Below are 25,508 nucleotides of genomic sequence, written 5' to 3'. Positions count from 1 at the left end.
GTCTACTCCCTCAATAAGTTCGAGATTTGTCGACTGCCGTGGTGGAGGCTACCGCCACAGCGCTTCGGATGACTTCGCAGCTTCCTTCCATGTCTTCTTCAACAATGTCGCCTGCTTGTCGGCGATGTCGAGTTCGTGTCGGTACACAATTCCGAGACTGAAACTGGTGAGCGAGGTGTGCTCGTGCTCCGACGCCATCTCCAGCAAATGGTGCTGCGCCACAACGGAATCCTGGTGTTCGCCGAGAACGTCCTGAAAGTGGGTGAAGTGCTCGAGTGCACGTTTGGCGTGACGCTTACTCGACGGCTCCATCACTTCGATCGCATATTTCATTCGCTTGGCACCCTTGCGTGCTCGGTGCATTCTTTCGTCGCGTTCCGCGCGCGAGTGTGCCTTGGCCACGTCGTCGACGCGTCCACCGACCTTGTGTGACAGGTGGCGCAAGGTACGAGCCAACTCTTTCCCCGAAACCTTCTTGTCCGCGCGGCGGCCGACGGTATCGAATTCCAGATCGCCGATGTAGGCGTCCAATTGCTCGAGTAGCGACAGATAACGCTCGGAGTCCAGTGCGCCGAGTGCATTATCCAGTGCGGTTTCTCCTCGGGCCGAGAAGTATTCATCGATTCGGGCGCGCACGGCTTCTTGTTCCGGAATGTCGATTTCATCGAGGCGGTCGACGAGACGCTGCCACTGCACCTCGACGTCGCGGGCGTCGCCGAATTTGCCGCCCAGCCACCGAAGATCGGCGATGAGACTGTCGATGCGCGGTGAATCTCCTGCGTACGATTGCAGTGCGCTGCGGATTCTGCGCGCCGCGACACGGAAGTCGTGAACAGCTTCTTCATTGCGTCGGCGGGTTCCGAGATCGGCGCCGGTGAGAGCGCGAATCTGTTCGATAATGTAATTGCGCAGCAAGATTCGTGAGCTCGGCGACTTGGTTGCGGTTCCTGCCGCTGCGGAGTACGGGGTAACGGAGGTGCCTAGTGCTCGCTTGAGTTTGGACGGACTTGCCGACCGTTCGAGTCCGGCCTCGAACAGGACTGCTTCGATGGCGTCGGCCAGGGGTTGACCGCCGGCGCCCTGCTCGACCTCTACCTCTTGCCAGCTTGATTCTCCGGAACCGTCTGCCTTGCAGGCAATTACGGTATCGGATACCACTTCGGCCAGCAGCGTGCCGTCGGCATCGGCCAGGCGGGTGCGCTCGCGGTCGGTGATAATCAAGGCTATGGGGATCAGTTCGTGTCCGCGGATGATTGCTCGCACCAGACTCGACAGTGCTGCCGGCACTTCGGTTCCGTCGCCCGGAGGAAGTTGAATCTCGGTTCGAGCGTCCCCTTCTCCGGGGAGCTTCATGTGCCAGCCCGCGTCATCGCCACCTTCACGCTTGCGCAGCGTTATCTTCTCGGCGAGCAATCGATAGTCGACCGTGTCGTAGTACGTGGCGGAGAGCTGAATCGAGTCGTGGACCGGAGAGCCCACGACTCCCGGCAGGTTGTCGAGTGCCGGAACTTCCTGCTCTGCAGGTGCTTCGTACTTACGCTCGACTTCCGACACGGCTCCGGGTACGGCAGCGGTCTTGCTCATCTGTTCTCCTTCTGCGGTGCAATGCGGTGCGGCGTGTCTGCGCCTCCATCCTTCCGGTAACGGAGGCGAAGGGGAAGAGTTGCAGGTCTCAGGTCGGCCACGAGAGTGTCAGTTTGCTTTCGAATCGGCGATTCTCGCCACTGATGGGGTCCTTGAACTCGAGCACTTTCGACAGTAGCCGTAGCGGATTCGAATAGTCTTCTGCGGCAACATCGTAGAAAGTGGGATAGAAGTTGTCGCCGTGGATAGGCAAGCCGACAGACGTCATGTGTAGGCGCAACTGGTGCGTCTTGCCGGTATGCGGAATGAGCCGGTAACGCGCGTACTCGCCGTGCGTCTCGACGAGTTCGATCCGGGATTCACTGTTGGGATCGCCCTCGATCTCTTGGGCTTTCAGGATTCCACGTTCTTTCACGATCCGGCTCCGAACAACGGCGGGTGTCACGGCATCGGCGTCGTAGCGCGCGATGGCTTCGTATTCCTTGGATACGAGACGATCGGCGAACATCGTCTGGTATCCGCGTCTGGCTTGCTGATGGACGGTGAAAAGCAGTAGCCCTGCCGTCACACGGTCGAGTCGGTGCGCCGGACTGAGTTCGGGCAGGTCGAGGTCTCGGCGCAGGCGAACCAGAGCGGATTCGGCGATGTAGCGTCCGCGAGGCGTGCTCGCCAGAAAGTGAGGCTTGTCGACGACGAGGATGTTGTCGTCGCGGTGCAGAATGTCGATTTCGAAGGGCACCCGGGTTTCGACGGGCGGATCGCGATACAGATAGACGAAGCGGCGGGGTGTAAACGCCGTCTGCTCGTCGATGCCGACGCCCTTTTCGTCCACGACCTCGCGGGCGGCGACCTTCTCACGTAGCCGCTCCGCGTCCTGTGGGAACCGCTCGAGCAGATATTCCAGCGTGGTTTCCCACAGCCCGAAGTCGGGCTGACGGATGCGACTGGGGTTGAGGCCGTCGCGGACAGGTAGGGGAGATCGAGACACATCTTCGACGGTAGCCGCACGGGACGGGCAATCGGGCCATCCGCGACACGGCGGGCACAAATTATTGGAATATATGCTTGTGAGGTCCACCACCGGTGTGTTTTCTGCGAAGATTGTCTGATGGCTGAGCATCGTCTTTCCGCTACCGTCCACGACAGACTGGCACAGTTGCTTGACCCGATCGATGCGAGACTCGACAGGCAGTACCCGGGCAATCGTGACGAGATTCAACCCGTACATACGGTGTATGTCAGTGCTGCCGAGGTGGGCGCAGGTACGCCTCGGTTGTGGGGTGAGCAGGCAATTCGGTTGCTCGACGCTCATGCCCATGTCTTTGCCGGTCTTGATACGGAAAACGCGCTCGGTGATGTTCGGCTTTTGTTGGGCCGCAACCCCGTCCAAGACTTACGTATCGATTTCGAGGACGGTTACGGGCGGCGGGAGGATCAAGAGGAGGACGCGGCAGCGCGTAACGCCGGTCGGACATTGGCAGCGGTCGGCCGAGGCGCGGCCGGTCCGAGTTGGTGCGGCATCAGGTTCAAGGGGTTGCCCGCGAGTGAGCGTCGACGCTCCATTCGCACTCTCGAACTGGTTCTCGATGCGGCTGGCGGAGTGCCGCCGGGATTTGTATTCACAGTCCCCAAACTGCGTGCTGTCGAGCAGGTTACAGCAACAGTATTGTTGTGCGAGGAGTTGGAGAAGGCGCACGGTTTGGAATCCGGATCGCTTCGGTTCGAGTTGCAGATCGAGAGTCCGCAGGCGGTGATCGCTGCAGACGGAACCATCGTGGTCGCGTCGGCAATCCATCGCGCGGCGGGGCGTCTGACCGGATTACATTATGGCACTTACGATTACAGTGCATCTTGCGGAATTGCGCCACAGTTTCAGTCCCTCGAACATCCCGTCGCAGACCACGCGAAGGCGGTCATGCTCGCGGCAGCTGCCCAGACCGGGGTGTGGGTATGCGACGGTTCCACTCAGGTCGCCCCGGTGGGAACCTCCGACGCAATTCACGACGCTGTGAAACGTCACCACCGTTTGGTCATGCGCTCGCTCGAACGTGGGTACTACCAGGGCTGGGACATGCATCCGGGGCACCTGGTGACGCGGTGGCTTGCGACTTTCGCCTTTTATCGCTCGGCTTTGACCGCTGCAGCGCCCCGAATCCAGGCGTACCTCGACAGCCAAGGTGGGAGTGTGATGGACGAACCGGCAACGGCGCAGGCGCTGTCCGCTGTGGTTCTGCGAGGTTTGGAGGCGGGAGCATTCACCGAGGCCGACGTGCTAGCCCTCGCACCCGCTGTCGACGCAGCGGTGCTACGAAATTTGGTGAGACGTACCACCGTCAACACAGGAGCGAACTGAACTGATGAGTGCCACTGATTTCACCCTGTTCCCCGACCTGGCTCTGCGGACTCTCGGCGGCGCCGTGGTCTGGGCAAACGACGAAGCATTTGCCGAACGTGAGGCCTTGATCCGACCGGGAAAGGCGGGGTACCAACCTGCGACGTTCGGACACAAAGGCCAGGTCTACGACGGGTGGGAAACCCGCCGACGTCGCGTGGCCGGGCACGACGAGGCGATCGTGCGACTCGGTGTTCCCGGCGTGGTTCGCGGCGTTGTAGTCGATACGGCATGGTTCAAGGGCAATTTCCCGCCTGAGATATCGGTGGAGGCGATCACAGTCGACGGCTACCCGGACCCTGAAGAGTTGGCGGCCTCCGGGGATTGGCAGACGATTGTCGAGCGTTCGGCGGTGACCGGTGATTCGGAGAATCCGTTTGCGGTGAGCTCGGATCAGCGGTGGACACATGTCAAGCTCGCCATCTACCCGGACGGCGGCGTTGCGCGATTCCGTGTTCACGGTGAAGCGCGGCCGGACGTGCGTTTTCTCGACGTCGGCCCTTTGGATCTTGCTGCGCTGGAAAATGGTGGACGAGTTACCGACTGCTCCAATATGTTCTACAGTTCGCCGCAGAACATCTTGTTCCCGGGTCGCGCCGCATCTATGGGTGACGGCTGGGAAACCGCGCGTCGTCGCGATGACGGAAACGACTGGGTGCAGGTGCAACTCGCAGGCGAAGGCACATTGAGTTTTGTCGAAATCGACACGTCGTATTTCCTCGGAAACAGTCCCGGTGCCGGTGCGCTGACCGGGCGTACGTCGAGCGGAGAATGGGTTGAACTGCTACCGCGCAACATATTTCGACCCGATACTCGGCATCGTTTCCTGATCGAGAGTGACGTTCCGGTCACGGATGTGCGGTTGGATATCTTCCCGGACGGCGGGCTGGCGAGACTGCGTGTTTTCGGTATTTTGACGGCGGCGGCTCGCGCTGCGATTTCCGGCCAGTGACGGTAAAGGTGTTGCCATGACGAGCTATCCGCGTGACATGGTGGGGTACGGCAAGAATCCTCCCCACCCGCAGTGGCCGGGCGGCGCACGCATAGCCGTTCAGTTTGTCCTCAACTACGAAGAGGGTGGGGAACGGAATGTTCTCGACGGGGATGACGCGTCGGAGACATTCCTGTCGGAAATGACTCCGGCAGAGTCGTTTCCGAATCGACATATGAGTATGGAATCGATCTACGAGTACGGATCGCGGGCCGGATTATGGAGAGTCCTCGGCATTTTCGAAAGGCGCCGGCTCCCGCTCACGATTTTTGCTGTCGCGCGCGCTCTGGAGCGTAATCCCGAAGCAGTCAGCGCTTTTCGTGACCTGGGCCATGAGATCGCATGTCACGGACTGCGATGGACGTCGTATCAATTGGTCAGCGTCGAACGTGAGCGCGCGGACATGGCCGAGGCCGTCTCGATACTGCGCGACCTCACCGGATCCGCGCCGCTCGGTTGGTACACCGGACGCGATTCACCGAACACCCGTGAGTTGGTGGTCGAGCACGGCGGGTTTGTCTACGACTCGGATTCCTACGCCGATGATCTCCCGTACTGGGTCGACGTGCCGCGGGGTGGCGAGACAGTCAAGCATCTGGTTGTTCCGTACACCCTCGATACCAATGACATGCGGTTCGCTTCTCCGGCAGGATTTCCCAGTGGCGATCAATTCTTCGCCCATCTACGGGATGCGTTTGACGTCCTGTATTCCGAAGGGGTTGCGGGGGCGCCGAAGATGCTCTCGGTCGGATTGCATTGCCGCATAGTCGGACGGCCCGCCCGCGCGGCGGCCCTCGAACGCTTCCTCGATCACGTGCAATCACAGGAGAACGTGTGGATCACGCGTCGGATCGACATTGCGCAGCACTGGAAGTCGGTGCATCCTGCTTAGCAGGCCTTTCGAGCCTCGATCAGGAACCGACTCGAGTAGGCGACAAAGGGTCCGTCGCGTCGTATCTGTCGGTCGAGTTCGCGAAGCTGGTCGAGGTACTGCTCAACAGTGAAGCCTGGAACCATCCAGATCACCTTTCGCAAGAAGTAGATGACAGCACCGAGGTCGAAGAATTCCAGGCGAAGTCGCTCGAATCGGAGATCGATCACCTCGAGACCGGCGTCGCGGACATCTGCACTTTCGTCCTCGTAGTGCCGACCGCGTCGGGCCTTCGGTTGGGGTCCGAGAAAGTGCTCGACCAGTTCGAAAACGCTTGCGTGACCGACGTGCTGGGCGAGGTACGTCCCGCCGGGTTCGAGGACCCGAGATATTTCGTTCCACCACACCGTGGCGGGATGACGGCACGTCACCAGATCAAAGGCTGCATCGGCAAAAGGGAGTGGCGGTTCATCCGGGCTCGCGACAACGACGACTCCGCGCGGGCGAAGTAGGGCAGTTGCTTTGGCAACATTGGGTGGCCAGGATTCGGTGGCAGCCATCACCGGCGGAAGCGTCGTTGCAGCGGAGAGCACTTCGCCGCCACCTGTGTGAATATCCAGCGCCGTAGTGGCTGCGCTCAGCCTTTCACCCATGAGTTGCTGATATCCCCATGACGGACGCTGCTCGGTGGAGCGTCCTTCGAGCCAAGAGGAATCCCAACCCCGTCTACGGAGACGAACTGCGCTTCTTCTACCAACTCTTCGAAAGTTCGAGGCGTCATCGCTGGATTGTCTCAGGCACGGTTTGGGCTCGTGAGCTGTGAACAACCGTGTATGTTCGGTTTCATGAATCAGCAGGGAGCGAGCACAGTGACGCGGTCACTGCTGCTTCTTCTGCTTCCGTTCATCGCGTTGCTTGCCGCTCCACCGCTCAGTTCCTCGGGCAGTGCTGCCGTACTGGGAACCGCGATCGCGGTGTTTGTCGTCGCGGCGTTGTCGGCGTCGCCGATGTACGAAGCACTCCAACTGCGCGCGGTGTCGTCCCAGGGTCCGTCCGGCGACGAACGCTGTTTGCGTGGTGCATTCCGTCGGCAGAGCAGCCCGGACGCACCGGGACGTCCCCAACCTCGAGCACCGGGAATTGGTCGCTAGATCGACCGTAGCGCGGGTGTGAACTCGTCGTAGGTCGGTCTGTATGGCTCTGTCCACGACCATTCCCGCGTTCGGATTCTCCGAGCGTCCCTCTTGGTGAGGTTCATTCATCATGCTCGATTTTATCTATTACCCCGTGTCCGCAATTCTGTGGTTCTGGCACAAGGTCTTTTCTTTCGTTTCCGGATCGCCGGACAACGGCATCGTGTGGGCGCTGTCGGTGGTATTTCTGGTGTTCACGCTCAGGGCGATTTTGTTCAAACCTTTTGTCAAGCAGGTTCGCACTCAACTGGTGATGCAGAAGCTGCAACCTCAGATCAAGGTGTTGCAGAAGAAGTACGCCGGTGACCGGCAGAAACTTGCCGTGGAGATGAGCAAGTTGCAGAAGGAGCACAACTACAGCCCATTGCTCGGGTGTCTGCCGATGCTTGTTCAGGCACCTGTTTTCATCGGGCTTTATCACGTACTCCGCTCGTTCAATCGGACCGGAGCGGCCTCCCACATCCCATTTCTGAGCCCGACCGAACCAATGTCGATCGCGGACAATGCGAATACGGCCAACTACTTCTTCAGTGCTTCCGACGTGCAGTCATTTCTCGACGCGAAGTTGTTCGGGGCGCCACTGTCGGCCATGATTTCGAGCCCGGCCGCCCAGTTGGAGGCATTCGGCGACGTCACCAGAATGTCCATCATTCTGGTCGCTGTTCCGCTGATGATCTTTGCGGCCGTAGCGACACATTTCACGTCGAGAGCATCGGTCGCGCGGCAGGTCGACTCCGGAACTGCCAACCCGCAAACGGCAATCATGAACAAACTCGCACTGTGGGTTTTCCCGGTCGGCGTGATCGCGTTCGGTTCCTTCGCGCCGGTCGCAATTCTGATCTACTTCGTCAGCAACAACTGCTGGACGTTGGCTCAACAGCATTTTGTGTACGGCAAAATTGCGGCGGAGAAGCGAGAAGCAGAGGTGGAACCCGCGCCGAAGCCGGCACCCACGGCGCCGGCGCCGGGTGCCAAGCCGATCAAAGCCAAACGGAAACAGTGATCAGAAGTTCAGCCATTCCTACCGCTGGGTAACGCACGTACGCTGGATTTCATGACCAAGTGGACTGCAGATGACGTTGTCGATCAGACCGGACGAAAATTTGTCGTGACGGGCGCGAACAGTGGGTTGGGGGAGGTGGTCGCGCGAGCGTTGGGTAAGGCCGGCGCAGAGGTCGTGCTGGCGTGTCGGAACACATCGAAAGCGGATGTAGTTGCTGCTGAAATCGGTTCGAACGCTGTGGTACGCAAACTTGATCTCGCGGATCTGTCGTCGGTACGCGCGTTTGCCGATGCAACCGATGCCGTTGACGTTCTGGTGAACAACGCCGGGGTGATGGCGGTGCCGTTCAACCGGACGGTCGACGGGTTCGAAATGCAGATCGGTACAAACCATCTCGGCCACTTCGCGCTGACGGGACTGTTGAAGGACAAGTTGACCGACCGTGTCGTCACGATGTCCAGCATGATGCATCAGTTGGGCACTATCGATCTCGACGATCTCAATTTCGAGCACCGCAAGTACAACCGGTGGCGCGCCTACGGGCAGTCCAAGCTCGCGAATCTTCTATTCACGTATGAACTTCAGCGTCGACTGGCGGCTTCGGGTTCGACGCTCAAAGCATTGGCGTCGCACCCCGGTTACGCGTCGACGAACCTGCAGGGGCACACCGAGACGATCCAGGACAAGCTGACGGGTATCGGCAACCTGATCGCGCAGTCAGCGCAGATGGGTGCTTTACCGGAGTTGTGGGCGGCTACGGCGCCCGACGCGTTCGGTGGCAGTTACATCGGTCCTGATGGTCCGTTCGAGCAGCGGGGCTATCCGAAAGTTGTTGGCTCGAACAAGAAGTCACACGACAAGAAGACCGCAGCCGGGTTGTGGACTTTGTCCGAGAAGTTGACCGGAGTGTCGTTCGGAATCTGATCCACGACGACGATGGCCGAGAATCCCAGTGATTCGCGGCCATCGTCGGTCATGAAAGATGTATCTGTGAAAGCTACAGCGTGACAACCATCTTGCCGGTGTTCGCGCCGCGCATCAGGTCGATGAAGGCCTGCGGAGCGTTCTCCAGGCCTTCGACGATCGTCTCGTCCCACTCGATCTTGTTGTCGGCAAGCCAGCCTGCCATGTGGGTGCGGAATTCGGGTCCGAGGTGGCGGTAGCCGCCGACCAGGAAACCGCGCAGTGTGAGACCCTTGCCGATTACTGCGGCCAAGTTGTGCGGAGCCGTGGGCTTCTCGGTGGTGTTGTACTGAGCAATGGCTCCGCACAGGGCAATTCGGCCACCCGGGTTCATGGAGTCGATCGCTGCCTCGAGGTGGTCGCCGCCGACGTTGTCGAAGTAGACGTCGATGCCCTCAGGTGCGGCCGCTGCGAGGAGTTCGGTGACCGAGCCGTCGTGGTAGTTGAACGCCGCATCGAAGCCGAGCTCGAGCAGACGTGCAACCTTGGCCGGTGAACCCGCGCTACCGATAACGCGCTTGGCGCCCAACAGCTTTGCGATCTGGCCGACCAGTGAACCCACGGCTCCGGCTGCGCCGGAAACGAAAACGGTATCGCCTTCCTTGAACTCGGCGACAGCGGTGAGGCCGGCGTAGGCGGTCAGGCCGGTCATGCCGAGCGCACCCAGGTACGCCGTAGCGGGGGCGATGGACGTATCAGCAGGCCCAGCCGTCGCAGCGTCGACGATGGCATATTCGCGCCATCCGAGACCGTGGACGACGACGTCGCCGACGGCCCGGTCAGCGGACTTGGATGCAATAACTTCGCCGACGGCGCCGCCGTCGAGCGGAGCTCCGATCTGGAACGGCGGCAGGTACGACTTCACGTCGTTCATGCGTCCACGCATGTACGGGTCAACCGAAATTGCGATGTTACGCACCAGGATCTGGCCGTCTTCGAGTTCGGGGAGCTGAGCCTCTTCCATCGAGAAGTTCTCGGCGGTGGGCCAACCGTTGGGGCGGGACGCGAGTCGGATTTCGCGGCTGACAGTGGGGTTGGTAGTGCTCATTAGTCGTCTTCCTTGGTTACTTCGAGGGTGACCTCGATATTGCCGCGAGTTGCGTTGGAGTACGGGCACACCTGGTGTGCCTTCTCCGTCAGCTCAACGGCCTGGTCATGGGACAAGTGTGGGAGTGAAACTTCAAGCGTCACAGCGAGACCGAAGCCTCCGGCTCCGTTGGGGCCGATGCCGACGCGGGCGCCTACAGCAGAGTCTGCGACGTTTGCCTTCTCGGCGCGGGCGACCATCTGCAGTGCGGAGTGGAAGCAGGCTGCGTACCCGGCTGCAAAAAGCTGCTCGGGGTTGGTGCCGTCGCCGCTGCCGCCCATTTCCTTGGGGATCGCCAAATCGAGATCTAGGCGTCCGTCGGAGGTGCGAGCATGACCGTTGCGGCCTTCGCCGGTGGCGAGCGCTTCTGCGGTGTACACGATGTTCATGGCTTCTTCTTTCCGTCGGAGTGTGCGTTCGATGATTGAAGTGTTTTGCCGAGCCGGACCAGAACCTCGCGGAGTTCGCCGAGTTCGCCGAGGCTCAAGCCGGTAGCGACTGCGAGCCTGGCCGGGATGTCTTCGGCCTTGGAACGCAGCGTTGCGCCGGCCTCGGTCAGGTGGATTTCGACGCGACGCTCGTCGGTGGAGAGGCGTCGACGCTCGATCAGTCCTGAACCTTCGAGTCGCTTGAGAAGCGGCGAGAGGGTGCCGGTGTCGAGGTCGAGTGCTTCGCAAATGTCGCGGACTCCCCGGCCGTCGCGTTCCCAGAGTGTCAGCAGGACGAGGTACTGGGGGTAGGTGATTCCCAGGTCGTCGAGCATGGCTCGGTAAGCGGCGGTGGTGGCCCGCGACGCCGAGTAGAGGGCGAAGCACACCTGGTGGTCGAGGGCGAGCGGGTTGGTCACAAGGGAAACTATAGCGCAATGCTTAGTTGTGCACAACCTAGTTGCGTAAAATTGACTTGCCGGTCCTTGGGGGCGTGCAGTAATCAGACAAATTTCAGGGCAAGGTGGGGCAGAGTAGACATGATGACGGACGATGTCGGACCTCACCTTGGTTTATCGTGCTGATCGGCCTGATTGCAGCGTTGGTTGCCTGCGTGGGCTACGGCGTCGCGTCGGTGATGCAGGCCTACGGTGCGCGGAAGTCTGCCGCTGCCGCGGAACTTCGCGGGGACGATCGCCATGTGACGGCGTCGGGTGGTCCGACGATGCGATCGACGTTTGCCGCCGTACTGACGGTGTCCTTCATCGTCGGAACGCTTCTCGGCGTAGTGGGTTTTGCCGGCAGCGCCGTGTCTGCGCGACTTATTCCACTTTTCCTGTCGCAGACCGTCATCAGTGCCAACTTGGTCATCACTGCGGTGTTGGGCACCGTGGTGCTCGGAATTCAACTTCACCGACGCGACTGGTTCGCTATCAGTGCCGTGATCCTGTCGCTGCTATTTCTCGGGGTCTCGGCCGGTGATGCCGGCGGAGGCAGTTCGAATGCCGCAGTGCACTGGGGAGTACTCGCCGGATCGACTGCGGTACTGCTGATCGGCGTGGGCCTGATCCGATGGCTCGGGTCCCGTGCTGCCGTCGTTTCCGGGTTGATCTCCGGAGTCCTGTTCGGTGGTCTGGCTATCGCAGTCCGCGTTGTCGAAGGGATCGACCCTTTCGATGTTGCTGTGCTGCTGCGAGATCCGGCGGCCTGGGCGATCGCGGTTACCGGTCTCGGTGGCTTCTATCTTCACACCGTTGCGTTGCAACTCGGTTCGGTGAACGGTGCGACGGCGGCTCTTGTCGTCGGCGAAACCGTGGTGCCGGGGATCGTGGGTGTGATGATTCTCGGTGACGCGTCACGGCCCGGCCTGGAATGGTTGGCGGTCGTGGGATTTGTGGGTGCCATCGCCGGCGCCGTCGCGGTCGCAGTATTCGGTGCGGCCAGCCGTGATCCGGACGAGAAAGACTCCGTGGAGATCACGGTCTAGCGAAAGTTACGGACCGAGCGTCGTCAGGTGGCGGTGCAGGCGGTCGATCGAAGGATCCCCGATCGTGCGTCGGCCTTCTGCTCGTGCGCGACTCGGGGTGATGCCGTAGAAAGAGTCGAATGCCCGCACGAATTGCGTCTTGGACGTGAATCCCCAACGGTGCGAGACATCTTCGATCGAGAGATTCTCAGGTTCCGGTGCTGTTAGCTCTCGGTACGCGCGTTCGAGGCGCTTACGGCGGATTACCTGCGCGATTCCTCCGTCATGCTGGAATGCACGGTAGAGCTGAGCGCGTGATACCGAGAGCGTGGCGCAGATCGTCACGGGACTGAGCCAACTTTCGCCGAGGTGTTCGACGATGTGGGTTAGAGCGCGAGCTCGAAGATTCGGATCGGTTCGGGGTGAGAATTCGGGTTGGAGCGCACCGGGATCGGTACTCAAACTCGCCTTCAACAGTGCGGCGATAACGTCTTCGTACTGCGCCGCAGCAGTCTTATCCAGGTGGGGTAGTGCGAGAGAGACCGACTGAAGGCATTGTGTGAGAACCATTGCCGACGCACCACGCAGAACGGTGCCGTGCAGTGAACGACCGTGTGACGCGGCTTCGACCAGGGTGCGGGGTGCAAGCAGAGTGATCGTGCGACCAGCACGGTCGGGGTCCGTCAGTGCGCGTGCGCGAAGCGGTTTCCCCAAGTCGAGAAATGAGACGTCGCTGGGCTGAACGCTGAAGTCCGTACCGTCGGCGTTCCCGATCATCTCCCCGCCTATCCACGCCTGAACGATGTACTGATCCTCGAGTTCGCTTTCCGCGATCAGTCGACGGTTTCTGAAGTAGTCCTGGCTGTTGAATGTGGTTTCCCCGATCAACGACGTGCCGACGGTCGATCCGGTCATCGCGCCTTGGAGTGGGACGTCCCGACTCGTCCGCTCGGTGACGTAGAAGGGTCGGGTAGCAGCGCGCCAGTAGTCGTCACTATCTGTGGCGTCCACAAATTTGGTTGATACACGAATGCTGAGATCATTCATCGGCACTCGGGCATCCTAAGCAAATTTCTCCAGGTCAGAGCGGATTTCCACAAAATAGTCGCGAGACGTGACCGAGGACACAGGTTGAGACAAAACGGGCATCTTTTGGAGACGGCATGTTCTCGCGCTGCCGTCGGACTGTGTCTATTGTGCTATTCATGCGCGGATCTGTAGGGACTTCTTACCTTGACCAGGGATCTTTTTCCGGCCGGCCCGTGATGTCGTTGCGACGTACATCGTGATTGACGGATCGAAGTCGATACACGTCGGACGGAATTCCCGCTTTCCCGGCCTGGGCGGGAACAACACCACCACCACCCACCGCTCTCTTCGCCGCAGGCTGGTAGGAACATCGACGACGCCGCGCGCGCGACTCATCGAACGGATGCAGGCGCCCGCCGGATTGACGGTGCTCGATGCGCCACAGGGTTTCGGAAAAACCGAACTTGCAGGATTGTGGTTGTCCGCGATGGGGACCATGCCGACCCGTCCGGTGGTGTGGGTGCCGGCGCCGACGGAGCGGATGGATCGGATCGACTACTGGAATAACGCGCTCGCCGTAATTCAGGATTCCTGCGTGGCGTTGGGTGGGCCGGCAGAGCATGAAGATCCCGAACGCGCAGTCCGCGAATACCTTGTCTCGTCGAGCATCCCGTTTGTTGTTGTGTTCAACCGAATCGATTTGGTGGACGGAGGCGGCCTCGGAAGCCAGCTCGCTTCCTTGCTGGCGGAAGTATCGGGTTTGAAAGTGGTTGTGACGCTACAGGATCGATCGATCAGTGATATTTTTAACTGCGTCGCTATCGGCGAATATCTGTCCGTAGACGATTTGCGGTACACACTCGAAGAGTCGGTTGCGTTGTTCTCGAGCGCCGGAATCGCACTGTCCTCCAGTATTGTTCATTCGATCTGTGAGCAACTCGCAGGCGTACCTGCGTTGATGAAGCTGGCATCGAATGTCGTGAACGCGCTGCCGGTGCGATTGCGTAGTCACGAGAGAATTCAGCAACGTATTGATCAGGCGCTGTACGTGTACATGAAGCGGCGGATCCTCCGAGGATCGAAACCGACTGAGCTATGGGACTTTGCGCTGACACTGTCCGCTGCACGGACCGTGACCCCCGAGATAGCTCGGTTGGTCACAGGGAACGACGACGCGGCGACTCTGGTCGGCGGACTCGAATCCGTCGGCCTTCTCTTCCGGACGGCAGATGAGAGTCCGGCGCGGTGGTATTTTGCGCCGGCAGTTCGAGAAGCGCTGATGAGGATCGGCGACGATATCGGAGGTGATTCTCCCACTCGATTGGTTCAGCTCTCCGAGCACTGCCGTGAATCGGCCGACATTGCCGGTGCGGTGCGCTATGCACTCGATGCACAAGCATGGTCGACGGTGGCCGAGATCCTCGCTAAACATTGGGCAGATCTCCTGGTAGATCATGGCGGATTGGCCCGAAAAGCCTTGTGGTCCATGCCTGATCACATCGTGTCGTCACATCCAGCCATGCAGATCGGGCGGGACCTGCTGGAGCGCCGATTGCGTACACAGTCGACAGGCAACAGTACATTTCCCTCGGACGCGCCGAAATTGCGGGCTCTGGGCGGCGGTTCGGACGCACTAGCACTCCTGAACAGCGGAACCGTTCAGATCGTGATCCTGCGGGCCTCCGGTGAGTACCTACGCTCTGCCGGGATCGCTCGTAAGCTTTCTCACGTGGCCGCTGGATTGAGCGGCGAGCAGAAGAAGGATTTCGGGGTTCAGTTACCGGCACTGCAACTGATCTGGGGTGTTTCACACCAACTGATCGGCAATTTCGACGAGGCGCAAGAAGCGTTAGCGATTGCGTACCGCGGTGCGCTCGAATACGGCCCGTCCTTTGTAGCACGACATGCGGCCGGCAATTTAGCACTCAATGCAGCTATGCGCGGCGACCTTTCGGAGACATCCCGCTGGCTCGACGAAGAATGCACCCATCCAGATGTTCAAGGATGGTTAGGGCCTGCGTCCCATATCGGCGCTGCGATCGCCCGGGTATGGGTTGCCCTGGACGCGTTGGATTTTCGAGGCGCCGCTTCGGCGATCGAGATTCTCGACAGCATCTCGCCGGCGGGGGATCTCTGGGCATTCGCAGCGTATGCCCGGGCACGCTGGGCGCTGGCAACCCGAGATGATTTCGGGGGAATCGTCACTCTTCAGCGGGCTGTCGCTACCAACGGACCGTCCGGCATCTGCCCCGGTTCGATCGGTACTGCGATGCTCGCCGCAGCACGAGTAGACCTGTTGCTTGCAGCGGGTGAAGGGGAGAAGGCGCTTGACGAGGTCAGTGCCTTCGACAGCCCCCCGCCGATAGTTGCCGTATCGGCGGCACGCGCACAGTTGTTGACCGGAAATCCCGAACAGACACTACGCCTGTGCCGTGAAATCGACTGGAGTGAAAACCATTTCGGCAGGGTTCGTGTCGAAGCTTATTTGATCGAAGCAATGGCACATCAGAGCTTGGGGAGGCAACCGGAGGCGTCCGCGTCGTGGGCGTCCGCTCGCGCCTCGATCGCTGCTTTTGGCGCAATGTCGGCGTTTGCCACGGTTCCACGGGACCTGATCGTGCGACTCCAAGTTCAGGATCCTGAAGGAAGTGCGCTGGTTGCAGAATTTCTGGATTCCGAAGTATCCGAGATATACCCGTCCGCTATCGAACGTGTCACGCTCACAATTCGCGAAGCAGATGTATTGCGGGAACTGGCCGACAATCTCTCCCGCGCGGACATCGCGCAAAAGTTGTTCGTCTCTCGCAATACTCTGAAGAGCCACATCCGAAGTCTCTATCAAAAGCTCGGGGTTCATTCTCGCGACGAAGCGATTGCCGCTGCGCACCGACTTTCCCTTCTGAGTTGACCGTTGTCGTGGCGTTGCTGGCCTGATGGTTGGTAGGGGAGTTTCAGCGTAAATGGTTCTCGGCGTAGACCTCCATCGCATCGCGGATCAACTTCGCTGTCCCGCCGCCGTGAGCGTCGTAGTTCGCTCTGAACCGTGGATCCTCGACATACATCCGGCCTAGCCCGATGAACGCGTCGGCGCTGGGTGTTCTTCCCTGCCAACCGATTTTGATCCAGTCGAACTGGCGTTGCATGATCTCTTGCACGGCGGGACTGGTGGGTTCGAGACCCCGGATTGCAGCGTCACCGAAGGCTTTGGCAATGACTTGTTGGGTGCTGTGGTGCGACTTCTTGTCCTGCTCGGTCATCGAGCGCCACCACGTGTCGCCGCTGCTGTACGCGTCCTTTCCCCAACGTTCGATCACCTCGTCCTTATATTGGTTGTTGTCGAAACCGTCGAAAATTTCCTCGGGCATGAGTGCCTGACCTCCTTGTGTCTTTTTCAATGTTGTTGTCACGGATTCGATCTGGCGTTCGATGCGAGATCTCTCTTGCTCGAGTAGTTCGAGGTGAGTACGCAGCGCGCTTGTCGTATCTCTTTCACCGGCAAGGATTTCCGCGATTGCCGGTAGTCCCAGTCCGAGTTCTCGTAGAAGCAGGATCCGTTGCAGGCGGATCAGTGAATGCTCGTTGTAGAAGCGGTACCCGTTGGCGCCGGTTCGGCTGGGTTCGAGAAGTCTGAGTTCGCCGTAGTGGCGAAGGGTTCTGCTGGTGGTTGTCGCGGCCTTCGCGAGTTCTTGGATGGACCATTCGTTCACTTCGCTGCCTTCCTTTCTCGTCCTGTTTCCTGGGTTCAGTATGTAAGTTGACGTTGCGTCAAGGTCAAGCCGAATTCAGGATCGATTTTTGTTGTGGCCACGAATGCGTCTCCAACTGACAGATTCGATGAACTAAGCGACGTGATCCAGCTCACAAATGAGCGAAATGAATAGTTCTAGCCCTCACTGTTGACGCTTTTTCATACCTAGATAACGATCATCTGAACAGATCGAAATATGTGGTGTGTTCAGGTGCACTTCAGATGGGAACGGTGGTCACGATGACTGAACTGGTGTCGGGCGTAGCCCAAGCCAAGCCCTACGACCTCGATGATCGGTACCGGTCGGGATCGGGCCCGGTGTTGCTCACCGGTGTTCAGGCAATTGCACGCGGGTTTGTCGAGCAGCACGTCCGCGACATCCGTGCGGGTAAGCGCATCGCTACCTTCGTCTCCGGATATCAGGGCAGCCCGTTGGGTGGCGTCGACAAGATGCTCCACGGGATGCCCAAGGTGCTGGCCGAACACGACATCACGTTTGTTCCCGGATTCAACGAGGAACTCGCTGCGACCGCGGTGTGGGGAAGTCAGACCGACCTACCGGTGGGCACAGCAACACACGACGGTGTCACTGGAATTTGGTACGGCAAGGGGCCCGGTGTCGACCGCGCGACCGACGCCATCCGCCACGCAAACATGTACGGCGTCAACCCCAAAGGCGGAGTGGTGCTGCTGGTCGGTGACGACCCGGCATCCAAGTCGTCGACGGTTCCCGCAGTGAGTGAACGCTCTCTTGCCGCGATGGGAGTGCCGGTTCTGTTTCCCCGCAATGCCGAAGAGATCATCACGATGGGCATGCATGCAGTTGCGCTCTCCCGTGTTTCGGGTTGTGTTGTGGCACTGAAGATTGTCGCGGACGTCGCAGACGGAGCCTGGACTGTGGACGGCAGCATCGCGGACTTCGACATCGTGGTCCCGGAGGTTCAGTTCGAGGGCAAGCCGTTTGTGTACAAGCAGCGTCAGATGGCCGCTCCGCCGGACAGTGTGATCGCCGAAGCCGATTTGTACGGCCCGCGTTGGGATCTGGTTCATGCGTACGGCGCCGCCAACAACCTCGATGTCATCGAGGTTGATCCCTCCGGTGCAAAGATCGGTATCGCGGCCACTGGAACAACTTTCGACTCCGTGCGTCAGGCTCTCGCCGACCTGGGCGTCGACGATGAAGCTTTGCACCGCGCCGGAATTCGTTTGTTCCGTATCGGCATGCCGTACCCGGTCGTCGGAGACACAGTGCGCGAGTTCGCCGCCGGACTCGAACAGATCATCGTGGTCGAAGACAAAACTGCGTTCATCGAGGCGCAGATCCGCGAAATCCTGTACGGCGTCGACGACGCTCCCCGGATTATCGGCAAGCGCGATGGTCAAGGTCGCCTTCTCATGCCTGCGAGCGGCGAACTTACCGCCGGCCGGCTGCTGGCCCCGCTGCGCCGAGTGCTGAAGCCGCACGTCGAACTCAAGCGCACCCTTCCCGCTCCGTTGTCATTGAATGTTCTCTCCGCCAAGCGGACCCCGTACTTCTGCAGTGGGTGCCCCCACAACCGATCCACTGCGATCCCCGAGGGCTCCATCGGCGGCGGCGGAATCGGTTGCCATACCCTGGTCACCATGTCCGGACGTGAGGACAGTGCAGTCACCGGACTGACCCAGATGGGCGGCGAGGGTAGTCAGTGGATCGGTCAGGCCCCGTTCACCGATGTGCCGCACCTGTTTCAGAACGTCGGCGACGGAACCTTCTTCCACTCGGGCCAATTGGCGGTGCAGGCGTGCATCGCTGCCGGTGTGAACATCACGTACAAGTTGCTCTACAACGAGGTAGTGGCAATGACCGGCGCGCAGGACGCGGAAGGTGCGCTCTCCGTTGCCCAGCTCAGTCACAAGCTGACCACCGAAGGTGTCAAAGCGATCATCATCTGCGCCGACGATCCTGCGCGGCACAGCAAACGGGCTTTGGCCAAGGGGACTAAGCTCTGGCATCGTGATCGTCTCGACGAGGCGCAGAAGGAACTCCGCGAGATCAAAGGCGTCACGGTCCTGATCTACGACCAGCACTGTGCAGCCGACGCGCGTCGTCAGCGTAAGCGCGGCACTCTGCCTACGCGCAACACTCGAGTTGTCATCAACGAAGCGGTGTGTGAAGGCTGTGGCGACTGCGGCGTCAAGTCCAACTGCCTGTCGGTTCAGCCGGTGGACACGGAATTCGGCCGCAAGACGAAGATCGATCAGACGTCCTGCAACACCGACTACACGTGCCTCGACGGCGATTGCCCGTCCTTCGTGACCGTGGAGTTGGTCCCCGGCAAGAAGGAGCCCAAGGCAGTTCGCCCGCAGCCGCCCGTTGTTCTCGACCCGGAGTTCGGTCCGCTCACAGCCACGCAGAACGTATTTCTCGCGGGTATCGGCGGCACGGGCATCGTGACCGTCAACCAGGTATTGGCAACGGCGGCACTGCGCGCCGGGCTCGAGGTCGAAAGTTTGGACCAGATCGGACTGAGTCAGAAGGCCGGACCCGTTGTCTCCCATCTACGTTTCAGCGAGGGAGCACTCGAGCCGTCCAACCGCCTCACGCCGGGCAGTGCCAACTGCATCGTTGCGTTCGATCTACTGACCGCGACGGACAACAAGAACCTCGAATACGGAAACCACGAATCGACCATCTCCATCGCGTCGACGTCGCAGACTCCCACGGGCGACATGGTGTACGACAAGGGTGTTCGCTACCCCGACGAGACATCCCTTCTGGCTCGTCTGGACAAGGTATCGCGGACCCTGCGGTCCTTCGACGCATTGGCCGCGGCGCAAGAGTTGTTCGGTAACACCGCTGCTGCCAACTTCCTGTTGATCGGCGCGGCCTACCAGAGCGGTGGACTACGTCTGCCGGCCGAGTCGATCGAAGAAGCAATCGGAATCAATGGTGTTGCGGTCGAGTCGAATATCGCAGCGTTCCGCTGGGGCCGCGTCGCAATCGCCGACCCCGCTGCATTCGAAGCCGTCATCACGCCGGCCAAGTCCGTTCGGGCACCGGTTGTCGTACCGGCACATGTATTCGCCGGAACGAACCTCACCGGCGAAACACTTCGATTGGCGGAACTGCGTGCAGCGCAGTTGGTCGAGTTCCAGTCCGTCAAGGTTGCGAAGCGTTACATCGACCAAGTTCAAGCCGTCTGGACCTCTGAGCGCTCTGCAACCGAGCGAACCGACTTCAGCGAAGCCGTCGCCCGCAGTCTGTTCAAGTTCACGGCATACAAGGACGAGTACGAAGTTGCTCGCATGCTTGTCGACCCTGCCTTTATCGAGGACGTCAAGTCGCAGGTGCCGGCGGGGGAGAACCTGACCTACAAGCTCCACCCGCCGATTCTCAAGGTGCTGGGACGCAAAAAGAAGATCGGTCTTGGGCCCAAGTCGCATGTGGCACTGAAGGTTCTGGCGAAGGGTAAGAAGCTTCGCGGTACCAAGCTCGATCCCTTCGGCTACATGCATGTTCGTAAGATCGAGCGCGAACTGCTGGCTCAGTACGAGGGCCTGATCGGTGAACTCTCGCGGACACTCGCTGTCGACGGGTACGACCGTGCAGTGGAAATCGCTGGGCTGCCCGACATGGTTCGCGGCTACGAGGACGTCAAGCTCGGAAACATCGAGCTGTACAAGGAACGTCTGCGTGAACTCGGTATCACCGCCTAGTTCGATGTAAGGAACGACTGTGCCCCAGCGACTGTCTTCGCTGGGGCACAGCTCTGTTCGAAGTCATTCTTGACCTTGACGCAGCGTCATGGTTCAGACTGTCGGCATGCGTATAGGTCAGCTTGCCGATGCTGCACAGACCACACCGAGAACCGTGCGGCACTACCATCGCCTTGGGCTACTGCGAGAAGCGGATCGACGTGCGAACGGGTACCGCGAGTACACAATGGACGACGTCGTACGCCTGGTCCGAATCCGGTGGCTGGCTGAGCGCGGAGTGCCGCTGGGCTCGATAGCGGCACTGTTTTCCGCCGATGAGTTGGACGAAGGTATGAGCGACACCGTTGCCGACCTTCGTGCATTGATCGGGTCGGTGGAAGCTGAACAGGCGAAGTTGGCGCGCCGTCACGGCGGACTCACTGCGATGCTCGCCGATGCGGAGAACGGCCGACCCATTTCCAGGTTGCCCGCAGAGGTCGCGCGTGCTCTCACGCATGCAATCGACACTGCCCAGTCAACCGCAGTTCGCGTTGCGCTCGAACGTGAACGAGACCTCCTCGAAGTGCTGGCAATGACCGGCACCCTTCCCGAACAGTTTCTGTTGTCCTACGCGTCGGTAATTGCGGACGACAAGGCGCGACTATTGTATCTCGCGTTCCTTTCCGATTGGTCGAATCTGGAAGGGCGCGAATTGGATTCGGCCGAGAAAGAAATCGAAGGACTTTCGCGAAGGCTTCTCGACCAATTCGATGAACAGGCGATTTCAGACCTGGAGGCTGATACTGCCGACTTCGGATCACAGATGCCGGTCTTGCTGGAAGATGTCATTCCGGACCCGGCGCAACGTGAAGTTGTGATGCGGGTCCAGCGGCGTCTCATTGCACGAATGTCAGGGCAGGGAGAATAATGAAGAAGTTCCCGTTGTGGCGTCCGGTCCGGTCGGAACTCCTTGCCTACCAGTCGTTGTGGTTCTGGGTGTGTGGGCGAGACAAAGGTGTCGAGTCCGGTGGTATCCCCATTCGGGCCAGCGGTGGATCGCTGGTTCTCCCAGTAGCTTTCGGTATTGCCACTGTTGTCGAAATTGCAGTTCTGCATCTCCTGATTCCGTGGATGTGGCTCAGCGCGATTCTCGCAGTGCTATCGGTGTGGTCGCTACTGGCATTGTTGGGTTACCTCGCTGTTCATCGTGTGCACCCGCATTTTGTGACCGATTCTCGTTTTGTGGTGCGGCAATCGGGCAAGGTTGTCGTCTCGATCGATCGCACACTCATTTCGTCGGCCCGCTGTAGTCGCCGATACGGCGATACGGCGCCAGCTTTGGAAGGTGGTCGACTGGTGCTGCCGAATCTGGACGGTACCAACATCGATGTTGTTCTGAAGCAACCGATTCCCGCTCGATTGCCGTCGATGATTCCGCGCTATCGCCGCAGTGGATCCGTCGACAGGCTCAGCTTGTACGTCGACGAACCCGCGGATCTGGTGACAGCGTTGTCGAACGTCGTGAATACCGAGAAGTAGTCACACACCTGCGGGTTTCGTTTGTGGCGCTTATGCTTCCGCGATGGCAGGGACTGCAGAACGGACACGCTACTTCGATCGGTATGTCACCTTCATCGACGCAATTGCAGCAATCGCGATCACCCTGCTGGTGCTCCCGCTGGTCGAATTAACCAACGATCACGACGGTACGACGGCCGAACTACTTCGGGACCATACGGCTCAGTTCTATGCCTTCGGGCTCAGCTTTGTGGTCATCTTTCGGTTCTGGTGGTCGCAGCATCGGTTACTTCGCTTCGTGATCGACGGCGACGCGGTCGGGGCTTGGCGCTGTGGGCGTTGACAATCGTTTTCCTGCCGTTCCCCACAGCCTTGGTGGCCACCGCGTCCGTAGACGACAACGAGGGCGCTGTATATCGGGACGATGGCGGTCAGTGCGGGATGTCTCGCAGTTATGGCTACCCGCTGCTGTTGCTCCTGGTTTCGACGCCACTCGAGAGGCTCTGGAAACGATTGGCTTCGGGTGCACAACGCGATTGAGACGTGGCACGATCGATCAGGTGACCAGCACAACCGCCGAAGCGCAACGACTGCTCGATCTCGCGCTCCTGCGCCGCGTTCGCGACCGGATCGACCGGGAGTACTCGAAGCCGCTGGATGTCGAGGCGCTCGCTCGCGGGGTGAATATGTCGGCCGGTCACCTCAGTCGCCAATTCCGGCTCGCCTACGGGGAGCCGCCATACGCCTATCTGATGACGCGGCGCATCGAGCGTGCGATGGCGCTGCTGCGTCGCGGCGACCTCAGCGTTACCGAGGTCTGTTTCGAGGTCGGATGCAGCTCGCTCGGTACCTTCAGCAGTCGCTTCACCGAGTTGGTCGGAGTTCCTCCCAGCGTCTATCGACGGGATGCTGCGCAAGCGACTGTGGGATTGCCGTCGTGCGTCTCGAAACAGGTGACAAGACCGATCAGGAATCGAGAAGCGCCGACGCCCGAATCGCAACTATCGTGACTGCATCCGAGAATTACGCTGAGCTATCCAGCCGTCACGGCTAAAAATCTGCATAGACCGACACGACTGACAGATGGAGACAAGAGTGAGCACTGCCGCGAGGACGGCCACGAACACGGCCAAGCGAGGAAAGGTGGACGCGTCGACCACGCAGCATCTTGCCGACAGCCACGACCTCATCCGCGTGCAGGGCGCGCGAGTGAACAACCTCCAGGAAATCAGTGTCGAAATCCCGAAGCGTCGGTTGACAGTGTTCACCGGCGTTTCGGGTTCGGGAAAGAGTTCACTGGTCTTCAGTACGATCGCCGCGGAGTCGCAGCGGATGATCAACGAGACGTACAGCGCGTTTGTCCAGGGCTTCATGCCGACTTTGGCTCGGCCCGACGTCGATGTCCTCGACGGGCTGACGACGGCGATCATCGTCGACCAGCAGCGGATGGGCGTCGACCCCCGTTCGACGGTTGGAACCGCTACCGACGCCAACGCGATGCTCCGCATCCTCTTCAGTCGGTTCGGAAAGCCGCACATCGGCTCGTCCCAGGCGTTCTCGTTCAATGTCGCGTCGGCCTCCGGCGCCGGTGCGATCACCATCGAGCGTGCCGGCCGTGAGACCAAGGAGCGTCGGAGCTTCAGCATCACCGGCGGCATGTGTCCGCGATGTGAGGGCCGCGGCTCGGTCAGCGATTTCGACCTGACGGCGTTGTACGACGACAGCAAGTCGCTCAACGAGGGCGCCCTCACTATCCCCGGCTACAGCATGGACGGATGGTACGGCCGTATCTACCGCGGCTGCGGTTACTTCGATCCCGACAAGCCGATCCGCAAGTACACCAAGAAAGAACTGAACGATCTCCTCTACAAGGAGCCGACCAAGATCAAGGTCGAAGGCATCAACCTGACGTACGCCGGCTTGATCCCGCAGATCCAGAAGTCGTTCCTGTCCAAGGACGTTGACGCTATGCAGCCGCATATCCGCGCGTTTGTGGAGCGGGCGATCACCTTCGCCACCTGTCCGGAGTGCGACGGTACACGTCTCAGCGAGGCCGCCAGGTCGTCGAAAATCAAGGGCATCAGCATTGCCGACGCCTGTGCGATGCAGATCAGCGACCTCGCCGTGTGGGTCGGCGGGGTGAAGGAACCGTCGGTGGCACCGCTGCTGGATACACTCTCGGATACTCTCAATTCCTTCGTGGAAATCGGGTTGGGATACCTGAGCCTGGACCGGCCTTCCGGGACGCTGTCGGGCGGTGAAGCGCAGCGCACCAAGATGATTCGACATCTTGGATCCTCGCTCACGGACATCACCTATGTCTTCGACGAGCCCACTACCGGCCTTCATCCCCACGACATCCAACGGATGAATGACCTCCTGCTGCGTCTACGTGACAAGGGCAACACGGTGCTCGTTGTCGAGCACAAGCCGGAGACGATTGTGATTGCCGATCACATTGTCGATCTTGGCCCCGGCGCCGGTAGTGGCGGTGGCACAGTCTGTTTCGAGGGGAGTGTCGAAGGGCTGCGGGCCAGTGACACCATCACTGGTCGACATTTCGACGACCGGGCCGCGATCAAGGAAAGCGTGCGTGAATCCAACGGCGCGATGGAGATTCGCGGCGCCACGTCGCACAACTTGCAGAACGTCGATGTCGATGTGCCATTTGGTGTTTTGGTTGTGGTGACCGGTGTGGCGGGGTCTGGCAAGAGTTCACTGATCCACGGTTCGCTGTCGAAACGCGATGGTGTGGTTGCCATCGATCAGGGAGCTATCAGGGGCTCGCGGCGCAGCAACCCGGCGACGTACACCGGATTGCTGGACCCGATTCGTAAGGCATTCGCGAAGGCCAATGCGGTGAAGCCCGCGCTGTTCAGTGCCAACTCCGAGGGCGCCTGCCCGACGTGCAACGGAAATGGCGTTATCTACAGCGACCTCGCGATGATGGCCGGGGTCGCGACCATCTGCGAGGAGTGCGAAGGCAAGCGATTCCAAGCAGATGTTCTGGAGTACAAGTTCGGTGGGAAGGACATCAGCGAGGTGCTCGCGATGTCGGTGGCCGAGGCCGAGGCGTTTTTCGGTGACGGCGACGCAAAGCTATTGCCGGCTCACAAAATTCTCGTTCGACTCGTCGACGTCGGGCTCGGGTACCTCCGCATCGGCCAGCCGCTCACGACACTGTCCGGCGGCGAGCGGCAGCGAATCAAGCTGGCCACCCACCTCGGCGAGAAGGGCGGCGTCTACGTCCTCGACGAGCCCACGACGGGACTTCACCTCGCTGACGTCGAACAGCTTCTCGGCCTGCTCGACAAACTTGTCGACTCCGGTAAGTCGGTCATCGTGATCGAGCATCATCAGGCAGTCATGGCGCACGCCGACTGGATCATCGACCTAGGCCCCGGCGCCGGCCATGACGGTGGCCAGATCGTTTTCGAGGGAACGCCTGCCGATCTCGTCGCCGACGGTTCCACCCTCACCGGCAAGCATCTCGCGGCGTACGTCGGAGCCTGAGCGAGACCGTTCGTGTGGGCCGCCTGGGGCGATTTGAGCGATTTTTCG

The 25,508-nt window shown here is 60.2% G+C and carries 21 protein-coding genes and 1 pseudogene; 14 read left to right on the top strand and 8 right to left on the bottom strand.

Features of this window, described 5'->3' with window-relative positions:
* Positions 1-48 precede the first annotated feature (48 nt).
* A complete protein-coding gene (locus QM600_RS06935; RefSeq protein WP_283260724.1) occupies positions 49-1,584 on the bottom strand; it encodes a CYTH and CHAD domain-containing protein in 1,536 nt (511 codons plus the stop codon).
* 88 nt (positions 1,585-1,672) lie between these two features.
* Complete coding sequence (locus QM600_RS06930) at positions 1,673-2,572, bottom strand: pseudouridine synthase (protein ID WP_283260723.1); 900 nt, start codon at positions 2,570-2,572, stop codon at positions 1,673-1,675.
* A 120-nt stretch (positions 2,573-2,692) separates the two neighbouring features.
* On the opposite strand from QM600_RS06930, the gene QM600_RS06925 reads away from it, so the two are divergent.
* Genes QM600_RS06925 through puuE form a run of 3 tightly spaced genes read left to right on the top strand, consistent with a single transcriptional unit; the run spans position 2,693 to position 5,859 of the window.
* A complete protein-coding gene (locus QM600_RS06925; RefSeq protein ID WP_283260722.1) occupies positions 2,693-3,937 on the top strand; it encodes a DUF6986 family protein in 1,245 nt (414 codons plus the stop codon).
* A gap of 4 nt (positions 3,938-3,941) precedes the next feature.
* Positions 3,942-4,928 (top strand): allantoicase, encoded by a 987-nt coding sequence (alc, locus tag QM600_RS06920; protein ID WP_283260721.1) that lies wholly within the window; start codon positions 3,942-3,944, stop codon positions 4,926-4,928.
* Between the two features lie 16 nt (positions 4,929-4,944).
* Positions 4,945-5,859 (top strand): allantoinase PuuE, encoded by a 915-nt coding sequence (gene puuE / locus QM600_RS06915; RefSeq protein ID WP_283260720.1) that lies wholly within the window; start codon positions 4,945-4,947, stop codon positions 5,857-5,859.
* Here puuE and QM600_RS06910 read toward each other — a convergent pair.
* Positions 5,856-6,619 (bottom strand): annotated as a pseudogene (locus QM600_RS06910) (methyltransferase domain-containing protein). The gene puuE and the pseudogene QM600_RS06910 overlap by 4 nt on opposite strands.
* Before the next feature lie 64 nt (positions 6,620-6,683).
* On the opposite strand from QM600_RS06910, the gene QM600_RS06905 reads away from it, so the two are divergent.
* From QM600_RS06905 to QM600_RS06895, 3 genes are all read left to right on the top strand, one after another.
* Positions 6,684-6,989, top strand: coding sequence for a DUF6412 domain-containing protein (locus QM600_RS06905; RefSeq protein WP_206040933.1), 306 nt, complete (start codon positions 6,684-6,686; stop codon positions 6,987-6,989).
* Between the two features lie 112 nt (positions 6,990-7,101).
* The gene (gene yidC, locus QM600_RS06900) at positions 7,102-8,034 is read left to right on the top strand and encodes a membrane protein insertase YidC (protein WP_283260719.1); all 933 of its coding nucleotides are present in this window, start codon (positions 7,102-7,104) and stop codon (positions 8,032-8,034) included.
* 51 nt (positions 8,035-8,085) lie between these two features.
* Positions 8,086-8,958, top strand: coding sequence for an oxidoreductase (locus tag QM600_RS06895; protein ID WP_283260718.1), 873 nt, complete (start codon positions 8,086-8,088; stop codon positions 8,956-8,958).
* A gap of 73 nt (positions 8,959-9,031) precedes the next feature.
* Here QM600_RS06895 and QM600_RS06890 read toward each other — a convergent pair whose 3' ends face one another.
* From QM600_RS06890 to QM600_RS06880, 3 genes are read right to left on the bottom strand one after another with little or no spacing between them, the layout of a single operon-like run.
* On the bottom strand, positions 9,032-10,045 hold the full coding sequence (locus QM600_RS06890; protein ID WP_283260717.1) for an NADP-dependent oxidoreductase: 1,014 nt from the start codon (positions 10,043-10,045) through the stop codon (positions 9,032-9,034).
* A complete protein-coding gene (locus QM600_RS06885) occupies positions 10,045-10,473 on the bottom strand; it encodes an organic hydroperoxide resistance protein (RefSeq protein WP_243618871.1) in 429 nt (142 codons plus the stop codon). The genes QM600_RS06890 and QM600_RS06885 overlap by 1 nt, the downstream gene beginning before the upstream one ends.
* Entirely contained in the window at positions 10,470-10,931 is a 462-nt protein-coding gene (locus QM600_RS06880; protein WP_283260716.1) for a MarR family winged helix-turn-helix transcriptional regulator, read from the bottom strand. The genes QM600_RS06885 and QM600_RS06880 overlap by 4 nt, the downstream gene beginning before the upstream one ends.
* 158 nt (positions 10,932-11,089) lie before the next feature.
* Between QM600_RS06880 and QM600_RS06875 the strand changes: the two genes are divergently transcribed.
* On the top strand, positions 11,090-11,998 hold the full coding sequence (locus QM600_RS06875; RefSeq protein ID WP_283260715.1) for an ABC transporter permease family protein: 909 nt from the start codon (positions 11,090-11,092) through the stop codon (positions 11,996-11,998).
* A 6-nt stretch (positions 11,999-12,004) separates the two neighbouring features.
* Here the strand turns inward: QM600_RS06875 and QM600_RS06870 are convergent, their stop codons facing one another.
* On the bottom strand, positions 12,005-13,024 hold the full coding sequence (locus tag QM600_RS06870) for a helix-turn-helix domain-containing protein (protein WP_283260714.1): 1,020 nt from the start codon (positions 13,022-13,024) through the stop codon (positions 12,005-12,007).
* A 238-nt stretch (positions 13,025-13,262) separates the two neighbouring features.
* Between QM600_RS06870 and QM600_RS06865 the strand changes: the two genes are divergently transcribed.
* Positions 13,263-15,914, top strand: a complete 2,652-nt coding sequence (locus tag QM600_RS06865) for a helix-turn-helix transcriptional regulator (RefSeq protein WP_283260713.1) — start codon at positions 13,263-13,265, stop codon at positions 15,912-15,914.
* Positions 15,915-15,957: 43 nt separating this feature from the next.
* Here QM600_RS06865 and QM600_RS06860 read toward each other — a convergent pair whose 3' ends face one another.
* Positions 15,958-16,713 carry a MerR family transcriptional regulator gene (locus QM600_RS06860; RefSeq protein ID WP_283260712.1) on the bottom strand — a complete coding sequence of 252 codons (756 nt, stop codon included), beginning with the start codon at positions 16,711-16,713 and terminating at the stop codon, positions 15,958-15,960.
* A gap of 281 nt (positions 16,714-16,994) precedes the next feature.
* Here QM600_RS06860 and QM600_RS06855 point away from each other — a divergent pair, with 281 nt between their 5' ends.
* The 6 genes from QM600_RS06855 (at position 16,995) to QM600_RS06830 (ending at position 25,460) form a co-directional block, all read left to right on the top strand.
* Complete coding sequence (locus QM600_RS06855; RefSeq protein WP_283260711.1) at positions 16,995-20,450, top strand: indolepyruvate ferredoxin oxidoreductase family protein; 3,456 nt, start codon at positions 16,995-16,997, stop codon at positions 20,448-20,450.
* A gap of 106 nt (positions 20,451-20,556) precedes the next feature.
* Positions 20,557-21,357 carry a MerR family transcriptional regulator gene (locus QM600_RS06850; RefSeq protein WP_283260710.1) on the top strand — a complete coding sequence of 267 codons (801 nt, stop codon included), beginning with the start codon at positions 20,557-20,559 and terminating at the stop codon, positions 21,355-21,357.
* Positions 21,357-21,968 (top strand): hypothetical protein, encoded by a 612-nt coding sequence (locus QM600_RS06845; RefSeq protein WP_283260709.1) that lies wholly within the window; start codon positions 21,357-21,359, stop codon positions 21,966-21,968. The genes QM600_RS06850 and QM600_RS06845 overlap by 1 nt, the downstream gene beginning before the upstream one ends.
* A gap of 43 nt (positions 21,969-22,011) precedes the next feature.
* Entirely contained in the window at positions 22,012-22,290 is a 279-nt protein-coding gene (locus QM600_RS06840) for a TMEM175 family protein (RefSeq protein WP_283260708.1), read from the top strand.
* 217 nt (positions 22,291-22,507) lie between these two features.
* Positions 22,508-22,957: a helix-turn-helix transcriptional regulator gene (locus QM600_RS06835; protein ID WP_283260707.1), complete on the top strand. Its 450-nt coding sequence runs from the start codon at positions 22,508-22,510 to the stop codon at positions 22,955-22,957.
* Positions 22,958-23,042: 85 nt separating this feature from the next.
* On the top strand, positions 23,043-25,460 hold the full coding sequence (locus QM600_RS06830; RefSeq protein ID WP_502942898.1) for an ATP-binding cassette domain-containing protein: 2,418 nt from the start codon (positions 23,043-23,045) through the stop codon (positions 25,458-25,460).
* Positions 25,461-25,508: the final 48 nt, after the last annotated feature.

The sequence above is a fragment of the Rhodococcus sp. IEGM 1379 genome, assembly GCF_030056815.1.
Taxonomy (GTDB): Bacteria; Actinomycetota; Actinomycetes; order Mycobacteriales; family Mycobacteriaceae; genus Rhodococcus_F.
Note: the sequence above shows the minus strand (reverse complement) of the source record. Positions and strands in the feature narration are given on the sequence as shown.

Coding starts and splice junctions, on each gene's coding strand:
- QM600_RS06935 (WP_283260724.1), bottom strand. CDS start 1,584: ATGAGCAAGACCGCTGCCGTACCCGGAGCCGTGTCGGAAGTCGAGCGT.
- QM600_RS06925 (WP_283260722.1), top strand. CDS start 2,693: ATGGCTGAGCATCGTCTTTCCGCTACCGTCCACGACAGACTGGCACAG.
- alc (WP_283260721.1), top strand. CDS start 3,942: ATGAGTGCCACTGATTTCACCCTGTTCCCCGACCTGGCTCTGCGGACT.
- puuE (WP_283260720.1), top strand. CDS start 4,945: ATGACGAGCTATCCGCGTGACATGGTGGGGTACGGCAAGAATCCTCCC.
- QM600_RS06905 (WP_206040933.1), top strand. CDS start 6,684: ATGAATCAGCAGGGAGCGAGCACAGTGACGCGGTCACTGCTGCTTCTT.
- yidC (WP_283260719.1), top strand. CDS start 7,102: ATGCTCGATTTTATCTATTACCCCGTGTCCGCAATTCTGTGGTTCTGG.
- QM600_RS06895 (WP_283260718.1), top strand. CDS start 8,086: ATGACCAAGTGGACTGCAGATGACGTTGTCGATCAGACCGGACGAAAA.
- QM600_RS06890 (WP_283260717.1), bottom strand. CDS start 10,045: ATGAGCACTACCAACCCCACTGTCAGCCGCGAAATCCGACTCGCGTCC.
- QM600_RS06885 (WP_243618871.1), bottom strand. CDS start 10,473: ATGAACATCGTGTACACCGCAGAAGCGCTCGCCACCGGCGAAGGCCGC.
- QM600_RS06870 (WP_283260714.1), bottom strand. CDS start 13,024: ATGAATGATCTCAGCATTCGTGTATCAACCAAATTTGTGGACGCCACA.
- QM600_RS06855 (WP_283260711.1), top strand. CDS start 16,995: ATGACTGAACTGGTGTCGGGCGTAGCCCAAGCCAAGCCCTACGACCTC.
- QM600_RS06850 (WP_283260710.1), top strand. CDS start 20,557: ATGCGTATAGGTCAGCTTGCCGATGCTGCACAGACCACACCGAGAACC.
- QM600_RS06845 (WP_283260709.1), top strand. CDS start 21,357: ATGAAGAAGTTCCCGTTGTGGCGTCCGGTCCGGTCGGAACTCCTTGCC.
- QM600_RS06840 (WP_283260708.1), top strand. CDS start 22,012: ATGGCAGGGACTGCAGAACGGACACGCTACTTCGATCGGTATGTCACC.